Source organism: Lysinibacillus sp. RS11 (assembly GCF_042019215.1).
In the GTDB taxonomy this organism is placed as follows: Bacteria; Bacillota; Bacilli; order Bacillales_A; family Planococcaceae; genus Lysinibacillus; species Lysinibacillus xylanilyticus_A.
The window spans coordinates 1-10,960 of record NZ_CP168126.1; the positions used below are offsets into that span (position 1 = coordinate 1).

Below are 10,960 nucleotides of genomic sequence, written 5' to 3' on the forward strand. Positions count from 1 at the left end.
TTTCAGTTAAATTGAATGCATAAAGTTCTGTATAAAATCAAACCTTATTTCGCTCTCTAAAAAAGGCTGTCAAATCTTGCTTTTAAAAGGAGGTTAGCACCTCCTTCCTGGTTCTTGCGACGGTTCTTCTTCCGGTACCGCTATGGTATATGGACTTAGCCTCATATACTTCAATCACCCATGTACCGCATAGCCAACGCCCAACGATTTTTTCCATGCCCTAATTCTGAATGAATTTGATCCATCGCTTCTTTTGCAGCTGCATATAGTTGCTTATCCTGTTTGCGCAGAATACCGTAGTCTGCCGCACGTCCCATTTTTCTATTTTCCAACACACGATTCATGATCTGTTTCTGCTCACTCGTCATTAACTGATCCATACGCTCACGGGCATATGCATGCCTAAAACCATGACACCCTCGGCCAGCTTGCGCCACTCCAGCTCGTTTGCACGCTACATTTACACCATCCCGTACCGTTGAATAAGACACATTCACTATTCGCTCTCCAGGAGATTTGTTTGCCATCCAGCTTTCCAGTCGTTGCTCCAAGCGTTGTGGTACATCCACCTGTCTAAAACGACCGCCTTTTGTAATCCCTGTACCTTTTTCGATGGTTAAACACCAACCCATACCCCTGTCATTAGGAACAAAATGTTCTACTCGCACGTTCACAGCCTCTTTGATCCGCAATCCCATTTCTCGCATCAAATCAACTGCTTTTGTTACCTCATCGGAACAATTCGCACGAATCAATTGCACTTCTTCTTCCGTATAAGATCGATTTTTCGCGTCAGATCCCCCTAGAGACGTTTCTAAGCGCCCTTTCGGACAAAACCTTACTAAAGCAACTGTATTATTTTCAAAGCGCTTAGAACGCTCTTTAAATCCCTTTTCGAGTAAACGTAGAGACGTTTCAACGTTCACTCGATGCCCTTGAGAAACCCCCTTCTCGCTCAAATAAGCGAGATAGGACACATAATGTCCATCATTCAGCTCACTGATTGACTTCACCCCATGTTCACTACGGCACCATTTCACAAAGTTTTGAGCATCTGACATGGTATTAGCCATTTGCTTCTTGGAGTGAATACCACTTGTTCCCGTCTTCCTGGCATCACGTTTAGATTGACCAATTTTATCTATCGCTGTAAGCGATTCTTTCACCTCACGCACGATCGATGTGCGCCCTCGTCTCGCCATTCTAATTCCCCCTTTTCCAATTGCAGCGTCATTTGGCCCTCGCTTTTCTCGGGCTCTCCACCTTAGGAGATCCGCCGGCTGCGCCAACAGACCTCCTAAGGTGTCGGATGCATTTGTGCTCCGATATGTATTCGATTATCAATGTGCATACTTCAACTTTCCGCGCTTTGTTATCGGAGTGCGCCATGTAATCTCCGCCCGTTTTTGCGCTGGGAGCGCAAATGGATTTGCCAGCAAATCCGAATATGCAGCTACACGCTGCAAGCAATCTTTCGATTGCAAAAAAATAAAAAGAGCCAATCATATTAACGCCGATTCGCTCTTTTACCTCTTAGTCCACAGTGGACTATATTTTTTTAGTCAATTTCATCAACGAGAAAAACCATTTGCTGCATTACTTGCACCAGTTTTTCTGCTTCCAGTTCACTTAATCGCTCAATACGTTCCATCAACAACGGTATTAAACCCCTAAGATTTTGTTTGTCGTGTTCTGACACCTCAACAGCAAAATGTTCGTACGGTAGCGAAAATACATAACAATCATCTATTTGTATCCACTCTTTTGTACAATAAAGCATTGCAGTGATACGATTTCCAAAAACACTATGCGTTACATCCACACCGATTGTTTTCACTTTTTGAACCTCATATTTCTCAATTTTTTCGATTTCCATTTTGACTCCTCCTTGATTTTTTATATAAAAAAAAGCACGCCTGCTTAACCCTCCATGTGGTTAACGACCTACTTATCCCTCAAAAATATTTAGTTTTTTGTATCAGCCAATTGCTACTGGGGTGTACTCTCCCAAATACAAAATAATCCTCAACCTTTTTTTATTATCCAATACAGGGCATACTTCGCCCTACCCATAGTCTTGCAGCAATTCAAAGATTGCTGTATCCAGTAAGCCTCAAAGGCTCGTCATTGTTCAATCAACCGTCGGCCTACCCAGGTAAGCGACACATAAAATAATAAATAGTTATAGTATTAGTTTACTAGATTGGCAGAAAAATTAAAAGAGAATATCTTCTTTATTCCTTTGCATATAGAAGAATAAAGATGAAATTAAGGAGAGGGATTGGATTGACTATAGGAGAAATTTTAAAGGCACTAAAGCAAGGTAAATCGTTGGCTGACATAGGGAAGGAACTAACTGTAGGTAAAGAAAAGTTAAGTAAGATACTTAAAGATGCTGGCTATGTGTTCAATCGAAGAACGGGATGGACTTTCACTCGAACAGATCAAGAACCGTTAAACAAAGATTATACGGATTTTATAACACCAAGTAAAAGCGTAAAAAAACCTACGAACATTCCAACGAAGAAACAAACCAACGTTGGTTCAAAGATTGTTTTAAAGGAATCAACTAAGGAAAGAACTAACGTTATTAGGAAACGTTCTTCTTTTGACATAGATATAGAACTCATGAAGAACTTAAAAATACAAGCAGTTATTCATGACAAAAACGTTTATGAAATCGTAGAAAATGCGATCAGAAAAGAATTAGCTGAACTGAAAAATATGAAATAAATTATTTGACCTAAAGCGCAATTAAATACTTTAAAAGTGACGCAGTTCATACCTTCGAGCGAAGCGACAACAAATATAGCTGCTTATTTTGGAAAATAACAGCTGAATATTTGTAAAGGTCGTAGGAATCTCCTACCAAGTCAAAAACGTAGTTTTTGGGGTTTGCCCGGGCAAACCCGTTGCTTGCCCTCCATCTTTCCTAGGACAAACTGTTTGCCAAAAGACCATATTTTTGGGGCAAATTGTTTGTCCTTTGCGAAATTTTTTGTACCCATAAAAACACTAGGCTTTGCTTAGTTCTACACTGAAAGTGGGGACAGTTTTCCCTTATGCTCTTTCTGACTCTTTGTTAGGATCTGGTGCTCTTTCTAAAAGTTTATTAATTCTTTTATATGGTTTCCCGGTCTCTTCTAACTCTTCTCGAAAAATTGCTGTTACCAAAACGGGTGCAAATATTTTTCCAACAGCCACAATATCACCTGGTTGAATATCTACATCACGTAAATGTTTAGGAATATGCCAAGTATATTTTTGTTTCCACTGTAGTTTCAATACCTCGCCTTTTTTACTTCTGATGTGAAATCCTGAAAGTGTATTATTGTTTTGCATCATTATCATCTCCTATTTTTTAATTTTCAGAGGACCGTTTTTTCTACGCTATTTAAAAATGAATATAGCAAACTAGAGGTTCGGTTTTCACCATTCCTCTTTTGATTAAATATTGCCTAACATGGCCAATATTCGCTCACGTTCTTGTGCAAAATGAGCTTTCTTTTCTTCTGTTAATTCTTCTTCAGACTCATGACGAGTCGCAAACCATGCTGGCACTTGCTCTGTTTTCCTAGCTACATTTTTTTCTGGTGCTGCAGATGAATTTGATACCGTTACATCTTTGATTTTGTTACGAATAATGGCACTTAGTAATGCTAATCGGTTTGTTTTAACGTATTGATCGCTCGCTGAAATGGCTGCATCTAATGATTGATACATAATCGTTTCTAATTGCACGTGAGACAGCGTTAGCTTGTCCTTTGCTTTGATTTTCTTTAATGAACCATAGATAACCCCTATAAATGGTTTTAAGCCTTCTAGAGAGCCTGTACGAGCTTGATAGAGATTTTTTAAACGAGTATAAAGATTATTTTTCTTATCAGACGACTGCTTAGTAGACGTCTTTATATCTTTTAATATTTTATTTTGGTTATTATAGTTAAGAGTCGAATTTGATTCATTTGACGTTGATATGACAGCGCTTTGAGCCAAATCCTGATGTTTATTTTGATGTTTACTTAGATATTTATAGTCCTCTTTTACGATTGCAATTTCATAAGCAGTTAGACGGTAAATGCCACTTAAAATACTTTCAAAATTAACGTGCTGCACATCAATAATGACACGACAACCACTATTCGTTTTCCCTGATTTGTTTCTAGAAAGAATAAATAGCTTTGACTGCTCTAAATACTTAAAAGCTGTTGAGATCGTATTCAATCCAACCTCTAATTTGTTACTCAAATGCTCTCGGCTTACTTTGATAATGCCGTTGTATGTAAGATCATAAATCAATTTTTCTAGCACTCTATGTACTTTCCCACCAGGATAAATTCCTTGTGTCGCCAGTACTTCTTCTAGTTGCTGCAGGCGCTCTTCTTTGAGTTGCCGATCTCCTTTTTGATTGCCGTATGTAATAAATGTTTGGACTGCTTGGTTTGGTGTAGTTTTTAGTTTGTTTTTCATGGTAGTTGCTCCTTTTTTGAAGCAAAAAAGCGTTTCACATCGTGTTTCTTAACGATGCAAAACGCTTTAGATTAAGGAATAATCTTGAATGACCTTTTAATTAACTGTTGAAATGTCTTCTAATTCATACTAGAATGTCATATATAGATACTATGTATCGTTCTAACAATTAAAAAAATTAGTCATTTCACGACAAGCTGCATCGTATGTACTAGATACGATAAAGCGATTAATAAAGTGTTGGTAGCACTCTATTAGTCACTGTGGAATGGCTTTTTTACGTTCGATTTAGTTATTCTTACCATACGCTAAAGTTAGCAACTTGTAAATAAGTAATGTCATAGTGTTTTAGCGCCCCCAAAACTTCCAACGAGATTTTTGGGGCATCTTTTTCAGTTCTTCAATATCATCTTGTAATTTTTCAATCAATCCAATCAGTTTCTCTTCACGTTCTTGGCTAAATTTAAGTTGATTTTTCATTTCTTCAAAGTGTTGAGAATGATCGATGGGTGCTGGTAACTCTTTATTTTGAAGACTTTCGATTTGCAGCTGCATCTCCATCATCATTTTTTGTTGTAATCCGATCATTTCAATTATTTTCTCCATCGAATTAGGATGGACCATCATCTCAGATTCTCTTTTTATGACCTCTCCACCGAATTTCTCAAATAATTTTTCCTCGACCTCTGCAAAATCTGTCCGTTTAACCCCTTTTTCTCGTTGTTTTTGAATAGTTTCATGGATTAAATGAATTCGTTTAATTTGATAATCGTTATAAACCCGTTGATTATTGTTATCTGGATCTTTCAATACATCCCCGAGCCAATCCCGTTTTTCCCACTCACGTAGCTGATGTGCTTCAATTGCTAATTCTTTTGTTATTCTTCCAATTGGCATTAACATTTCCCCACCTCCGATAGCCTAAATTTAACTATAAATAAAGCTAAATTTAACTTTATTTTATGATTGTTTTAGGCTAACTTATGTCTATTTATATAGGTTTCGATGTTTTTTTAGACAAGGTGAAACAAAAAGCACCTGAGAGCGAATTTGAGCAGGCGATATCGGAAATTAATCGAAAACCCGAAATTAACTGGGTTCAGTGAACCTGGATTATGGAAATTTAGCGAATTTATATATTCATAGGTTTATTTTTTGTGTTTTTAAAACACTTTATTTATTGAAAGAGTTAACTCTTCTTAATAACAATATAAAGGGAGTGTTGGAATGAAAGAAAATACTTGGAAATTCCAAAAAATGGATGTTAAGAAATCATCTGTAAGTGATTTTAACTGGCTTTCTAAAGAACAGTTAAAACAGATTAAACATCTGTTAAATCATCTGAATTTAGAAATAAATTTAGATAAAAAAATTATCGAGCAAAACGCTGTAGAATTAACAATTGGATTTGATTCAAAAGAAGTTAAAGCTATTATGCAAGAAGCACAGCTAGATGAGAAAACTAAAATTGAGATCCAAACCGGTAAAGGTCTGCCATTCTTTGCGAGAATTACTCATATTGAAGGAGAATCAAACGAAGATGGTTCTTATATTCAGCATCTCGTTACAATCGAAGATAATGTGATTATTATTGACCAAACAGATAAAACAACTTCAAAAACTGTAGAAGTAGCAGATCTTATGAAAGCATTAAATACTACCGTTCCTAATACAAATGATATTTCTCCCCAGGGAGTACCATGTATACAAGATGGATGTTGTGTATTTAATGAGCCTGCATGGGTAGGAGGTCCAATGATTCCTGTTATGTATAATTGGTGTGGTGCCAACTGTGGTAGTGGAACTCCAGTAAATTCTACAGATACTTGCTGCCGAACTCATGATAATTGTTATACTAGTTTTACATCTTATCCTGACCGTTGTTCTTGTGATAAAAACTTAATTAATTGTATTAAAGGGCAAACAAACCCTGGTGCAAATCAAGTCAGAATTGCATTCCAAGCTAAGTTGGCAGCCTATTGCTAAAAAAATTATAAATCCAGTAAAAAGGGGGATTCATTCATGGGAAATGATATTAAACCTACTTATGTTACATTTTGTTCAAAACATCCAAATTGTTGCTACTTTAAGGGATGTCCTGCCGAATTTGGCTACGATGGAAATAAAGGTAATGAATGGTTTATTCGATGTGATGAACACTGCAAATAAATAACATACGTGGTATGATTTTTTATAGAATCAAACCTTAACATTAATCATGTTAAGGTTTGATTTTTTGTATAAGCTAAATTTATGTAAATTAGTATTCAACTTTTATATACTTTAATTAAACATATGGGTAAAGAAGAGGGCGGTGCCATTTGCGAAGAAAAATTTTTACGTATTTATCAATAATTTTCTTGTTTTTAACATTTCTTATTTATGGATTAGCTCCACAATCTATCCTGGAAATTAGCTTAACAATTCCATTTATTTCAGGGATTTTAGGATTAATATTTGCTATTTTAGGGATAAAAGGACCCACTCGTATGATTTTAGTTGTCCTAAATTCGTTTATATTAGTAGTGTTTATCGGGATATATCTAATGGCTTTTTATGGATTTAATAAACCTTAAAAGAACCACAGTTATTTTTAAAACTGTGGTTCTTTTAAGGTTTATTTTCATTTTAAGTTCTAATATGCTTTCAGTTCCTTCTATTATTCACAGTTTTAATCACTTCAGATAATTGCAAGATTACTAATTCTAATTTATCTAGCTTCTTCTCAAATCTTACAAATAGGTAAACTGTAATAGCAATTGGGAAACCAAAATTCCCGGTTAAGGTAATCCACATTGGAATATCTTCTGTTGTTATCATTAGACGTTTCTCCTTTCATTATTAACTTGAGAAAAGGTTATGAACGATGAACGATTTAATTGATTCAAAACATACAACTTCTATATTTTTTATACCATTCAAGGGAAGCAACCATAATGCGAAACTATATTAATCTCTTATTTACAATCTCTACTTTAGTTGAATAAATCCGTTTCCAACTTGGTTTATTGATAAATTTTCCAGAGGTAGTGCGTGCGTTAATAAATAGTTATATACATAAACTGGATTTAAGTAGGATTCAGTGGAGTTAATAAGTTTTAAAATTAACGTTGCAGAACCAGCGACAAATGGCGCTGCCATAGATGTTCCAGTTAATTCTACGAAATCGTTATTTAAATGTGTTGAGAGGATATTTTCTCCAGGTCCCACAAAATCAAGATTATCATTTGAATTTGAAAATTTTGAAGGCGTCTGTGCTTCAGAAATAGAGCCAACTTGAATGACTTCCTTATAGAAACCCGGATAGGATATCTCAATTGTTTCTTTATCTCCGTCCCCCTCATTTCCTGCTGCTGCTATTAACACTATTCCTTTGGAATGTGCCATTTTAATAACTTTATGCAATTCTTCATTAGCTTCGGTACCTCCTAATGACATATTTATTACACTTACTTTTTCGCCATTAGGGCCAACCCATTCCATAGCATATTTAATTGCATTAATTAAACTACTATAGCTTCCTTTACCATGTTTATCGATTACTTTTAATACAAGTAAATTACTCTTAGGTGCAACACCAACTACACCTTTATTATTATCTAAGGCTGCGATTATACCTGAAACATGAGTACCGTGACCTAAATAATCATTATAAATATCAGTTTTTCCTTCGTCATCTTCTGTGAAATTAAAACCTCCAATTATATTACTCTTTAAGCTTGGATGATTGGTTTGAATTCCACTATCTAAAACAGCAACTATAATACCTGAGCCCTGATCTGTCTCATCCCATATTTCTCTAGCTTTTATTTTATCTAGATTGTCAGGAGCAGTACTTAAGGCTTTGAACATCTTAACTATTTTCCCTGGTTTTACAATAATCTTATTGTTTATCATTTAATCATCTCCTTTGTAAATTAAGTGATAAATAAGAGATATTTTGAAACAAAAAAAGCCGAAAAGTTCGGCTTTTATTCAGAGAAAATATTTTGAAATTTGTCTAAATTAAATCCTAAGATTTCCTCCTTTTCATTAGTTTCTTTATCTTCAATGATTGTAAAAGGTACAGCGTTAATTCCATGTTCCTGTAGATAATTAGAAACGTCAGGATCTTCTGTATTCATAGGAATAAACGGAATCTCTCGCTCATTCAACCATTTTTTTAAGTTAGCACAATGACCACAATAATCGCTAAAGTATACTGTTACTCGTTTGTTGTTCAAATTTTCCACACTCCTTTTTGTTTTCAAAATAATAAGTGGGAAAACTTCAAAAAAATAAATCGAATAAAAAAATATTAAAAACAGAACAAATGTTCTTGTTAGAGGTTTATAATTGAGTAATATATTCCACTTATGTAAATAGAGAGAATTTAAGGGGGGGGAACTATGGGAAAAGAAATTAACCTTAGTAAATCTAACATCCTATGTACAATTGATGAAAGTGACTTAAAAAAAGAACCATTAATAGCCGGATTTCTAAAAGATAATCATCATTCTGAACTTTATGAGAAGACCATTTTGAATCCCACAATAGAAAATAAAAATAAAGTCGAAGAAATGTTTAAATTATATTACGAAAAAGTAAGAATGGATGCATATATTTTTAGCTTAATTAAATATTATGCAATTGACTTTGATAAAAAAATAAAAAAATTGAATAATAGATATCTTTTGATTTTGGATAAGCCTACCATTAATGATGAAAAAGTAAATTTAATGGATTCCATCGAAAATTCAATGCAATTTACAACTGAATGCAAAACATTAAGAGATGAAATAACTGATGAAAAAATTATTAGAGCTTTAAACTCTTTAACTGATTACCAATACAAAATCCTGGATTTAATCTATGTAAAGGGTCTAACTAAAAAAGAAATTGCTGTTCTAGTTAATTCCACACCACAAAACATCTCGAATATTCACAAAAAGGCTCTGAGAAAATTAAAATTGTAGATAAATTTTACTGAAAGAAGGCGAAGAAAATGGAAAAGGATAACCGCGATTGTTATGACTGTTTTGAGGATTATTTAAAAAAGTTCGAGGGCTCTATAAGAAAAGCACTATATCAAACACCATTGAGTGAAAGGGAAGATTTAGAGCAAGAATTGCATATAAAAATATTCGAAAAAACAAGAAATATAGATTTTCGAGAAGAAGCACCTAGTTTTTGGAGCGTTTTAGAAAAAATGTGTTAGAATCTGATTTACTTTTTTTCTTCTAAAACACTTATATAAATATAACGGTGACATAGCCAAGAGGTTAAGGCAAAGGTCTGCAAAACCTTTATCCTCGGTTCAATTCCGAGTGTCACCTTATATCTTCCATATGAGGTGATTCAAATGGTATTAGAAGATAAACTGGCCAAGTATAATCAAATTAAAATCGATCTATTAAAAATGTCAAAACATCTTGATTTTTGTGATGAAACACAAAAAGACCTTTACCAAAATATTTGTGTAGAATACTCTAAAGAGCTTAAGGAAATTAAAAAAGCTTTAGAACAAACTTATGGTATTGAGATTTGTAATTATGACATAAGTAAATAGATACCTTATATCAGGAAACCCTAAAGGGTCTCTAAATTGACCGTCAACCGGATTTTTGTTTACCCACTTATACAACTCCATGCAATCCGAGTTTACATAACAACTGAATTAGGCAGTAACAACAAAGGACAAACCCTTGTCGTTACTGCCTTTTCACTTTAGAAGCCCGTTATTGTATATACAGGGTTTTATACATCGTTGGTTTGACAGCGTTTTTTAGCTGGGGATCCAGCAGCAGCATGTATAAAATCTTGCATACTCTCTCCTTGGCGATGGTTTTATTGAACCAGTCACTGTTCACATCATTTTAGACGAAAGGCAGTAATAACAAAGGATAAATCTTTGTCATTACTGCCTTTTCGTTTAATTATCTCCCTCAGACTTTGCTATTTATATCTTCTATTTTTATTTTTTGTCTTTCTAATTCGATTCTTTCGAATTCCACTTCTAATTCCCTATGCAAGCCGTGCCTCCAACTTGGCAATTAGCTGCTGCACATGTGCCCGCCATTCGTCCCAGCTCGACGATTCTTGCCACAGCTCCGCCAGATCCCCCTCGCAGTCTCCCTCAATATCAGCCCAAATCACATTCAAATGCTTCAGCAAAGACCCAAGCGCGGCTCGATCGGCTGTGAACGCCCGTACTTGTGTCAAGGAGCGCTCCTCCTCCTCATGATCGTAGTCCAGGCTGCCATTCTCCTGGAACTCGATATACAGCTCTGCGAGGGCAAGTACTGTTTCGTCATAAAGGAAATCGTCTTCTCGAAACTTCGCCATCAATTCGCCCAAATCCAACGTGTCACGAGGAAGCAAGTCCTCGATCGCTGTCAGTAGATCCAACCCTTCATCGCTTTCCAATGCTTTGATTCCCCATGCTCCCATTCGGCTTCCTCCCTGTCTGCGTCTTTCTTTTTTCATTGTAACATTGTTGTCATACCAACCG

The 10,960-nt window shown here is 35.2% G+C and carries 16 protein-coding genes and 1 tRNA gene; 8 read left to right on the forward strand and 9 right to left on the reverse strand.

What is annotated here, in order from left to right; genetic code table 11:
• Window positions 1–170 precede the first annotated feature (170 nt).
• Window positions 171–1,202 carry a tyrosine-type recombinase/integrase gene (locus tag AB9L17_RS25185; protein ID WP_375200847.1) on the reverse strand — a complete coding sequence of 344 codons (1,032 nt, stop codon included), beginning with the start codon at window positions 1,200–1,202 and terminating at the stop codon, window positions 171–173.
• Window positions 1,203–1,558: 356 nt separating this feature from the next.
• Window positions 1,559–1,876: a hypothetical protein gene (locus AB9L17_RS25190; protein WP_375200848.1), complete on the reverse strand. Its 318-nt coding sequence runs from the start codon at window positions 1,874–1,876 to the stop codon at window positions 1,559–1,561.
• 410 nt (window positions 1,877–2,286) lie between these two features.
• Here AB9L17_RS25190 and AB9L17_RS25195 point away from each other — a divergent pair, with 410 nt between their 5' ends.
• On the forward strand, window positions 2,287–2,733 hold the full coding sequence (locus AB9L17_RS25195) for a hypothetical protein (protein ID WP_375200849.1): 447 nt from the start codon (window positions 2,287–2,289) through the stop codon (window positions 2,731–2,733).
• A 327-nt stretch (window positions 2,734–3,060) separates the two neighbouring features.
• On the opposite strand, the gene AB9L17_RS25200 is transcribed toward AB9L17_RS25195, so the two are convergent.
• From AB9L17_RS25200 to AB9L17_RS25210, 3 genes are all read right to left on the reverse strand, one after another.
• Window positions 3,061–3,342: a DUF5839 family protein gene (locus tag AB9L17_RS25200; RefSeq protein WP_375200850.1), complete on the reverse strand. Its 282-nt coding sequence runs from the start codon at window positions 3,340–3,342 to the stop codon at window positions 3,061–3,063.
• Window positions 3,343–3,447: 105 nt separating this feature from the next.
• A complete protein-coding gene (locus AB9L17_RS25205) occupies window positions 3,448–4,470 on the reverse strand; it encodes a hypothetical protein (RefSeq protein ID WP_375200851.1) in 1,023 nt (340 codons plus the stop codon).
• A gap of 348 nt (window positions 4,471–4,818) precedes the next feature.
• Window positions 4,819–5,373 carry a MerR family transcriptional regulator gene (locus AB9L17_RS25210; RefSeq protein WP_375200852.1) on the reverse strand — a complete coding sequence of 185 codons (555 nt, stop codon included), beginning with the start codon at window positions 5,371–5,373 and terminating at the stop codon, window positions 4,819–4,821.
• A 324-nt stretch (window positions 5,374–5,697) separates the two neighbouring features.
• On the opposite strand from AB9L17_RS25210, the gene AB9L17_RS25215 reads away from it, so the two are divergent.
• From AB9L17_RS25215 to AB9L17_RS25225, 3 genes are all read left to right on the forward strand, one after another.
• Entirely contained in the window at window positions 5,698–6,456 is a 759-nt protein-coding gene (locus AB9L17_RS25215; RefSeq protein WP_375200837.1) for a hypothetical protein, read from the forward strand.
• 36 nt (window positions 6,457–6,492) lie between these two features.
• The gene (locus AB9L17_RS25220) at window positions 6,493–6,639 is read left to right on the forward strand and encodes a hypothetical protein (protein WP_375200838.1); all 147 of its coding nucleotides are present in this window, start codon (window positions 6,493–6,495) and stop codon (window positions 6,637–6,639) included.
• 152 nt (window positions 6,640–6,791) lie between these two features.
• Window positions 6,792–7,046 carry a hypothetical protein gene (locus AB9L17_RS25225; protein WP_375200839.1) on the forward strand — a complete coding sequence of 85 codons (255 nt, stop codon included), beginning with the start codon at window positions 6,792–6,794 and terminating at the stop codon, window positions 7,044–7,046.
• Between the two features lie 70 nt (window positions 7,047–7,116).
• Here AB9L17_RS25225 and AB9L17_RS25230 read toward each other — a convergent pair whose 3' ends face one another.
• The 3 genes from AB9L17_RS25230 to AB9L17_RS25240 form a co-directional block, all read right to left on the reverse strand.
• Window positions 7,117–7,290, reverse strand: a complete 174-nt coding sequence (locus tag AB9L17_RS25230; RefSeq protein ID WP_375200840.1) for a YvrJ family protein — start codon at window positions 7,288–7,290, stop codon at window positions 7,117–7,119.
• Window positions 7,291–7,440: 150 nt separating this feature from the next.
• Window positions 7,441–8,367: a S8 family peptidase gene (locus AB9L17_RS25235; RefSeq protein WP_375200841.1), complete on the reverse strand. Its 927-nt coding sequence runs from the start codon at window positions 8,365–8,367 to the stop codon at window positions 7,441–7,443.
• Window positions 8,368–8,441: 74 nt separating this feature from the next.
• A complete protein-coding gene (locus tag AB9L17_RS25240) occupies window positions 8,442–8,693 on the reverse strand; it encodes a glutaredoxin family protein (protein WP_375200842.1) in 252 nt (83 codons plus the stop codon).
• 165 nt (window positions 8,694–8,858) lie between these two features.
• Here AB9L17_RS25240 and AB9L17_RS25245 point away from each other — a divergent pair, with 165 nt between their 5' ends.
• The 4 genes from AB9L17_RS25245 to AB9L17_RS25260 all read left to right on the forward strand — a co-directional run bounded on the left by AB9L17_RS25245 (window position 8,859) and on the right by AB9L17_RS25260 (window position 10,018).
• On the forward strand, window positions 8,859–9,425 hold the full coding sequence (locus tag AB9L17_RS25245; protein ID WP_375200843.1) for a sigma-70 family RNA polymerase sigma factor: 567 nt from the start codon (window positions 8,859–8,861) through the stop codon (window positions 9,423–9,425).
• Between the two features lie 29 nt (window positions 9,426–9,454).
• The gene (locus AB9L17_RS25250; protein ID WP_375200844.1) at window positions 9,455–9,667 is read left to right on the forward strand and encodes a hypothetical protein; all 213 of its coding nucleotides are present in this window, start codon (window positions 9,455–9,457) and stop codon (window positions 9,665–9,667) included.
• A 46-nt stretch (window positions 9,668–9,713) separates the two neighbouring features.
• Window positions 9,714–9,785 (forward strand) — tRNA-Cys (locus AB9L17_RS25255).
• 26 nt (window positions 9,786–9,811) lie between these two features.
• A complete protein-coding gene (locus tag AB9L17_RS25260; RefSeq protein ID WP_375200845.1) occupies window positions 9,812–10,018 on the forward strand; it encodes a hypothetical protein in 207 nt (68 codons plus the stop codon).
• A gap of 455 nt (window positions 10,019–10,473) precedes the next feature.
• On the opposite strand, the gene AB9L17_RS25265 is transcribed toward AB9L17_RS25260, so the two are convergent.
• Complete coding sequence (locus AB9L17_RS25265; protein WP_375200846.1) at window positions 10,474–10,899, reverse strand: DUF4259 domain-containing protein; 426 nt, start codon at window positions 10,897–10,899, stop codon at window positions 10,474–10,476.
• Between the last annotated feature and the right edge of the window lie 61 nt (window positions 10,900–10,960).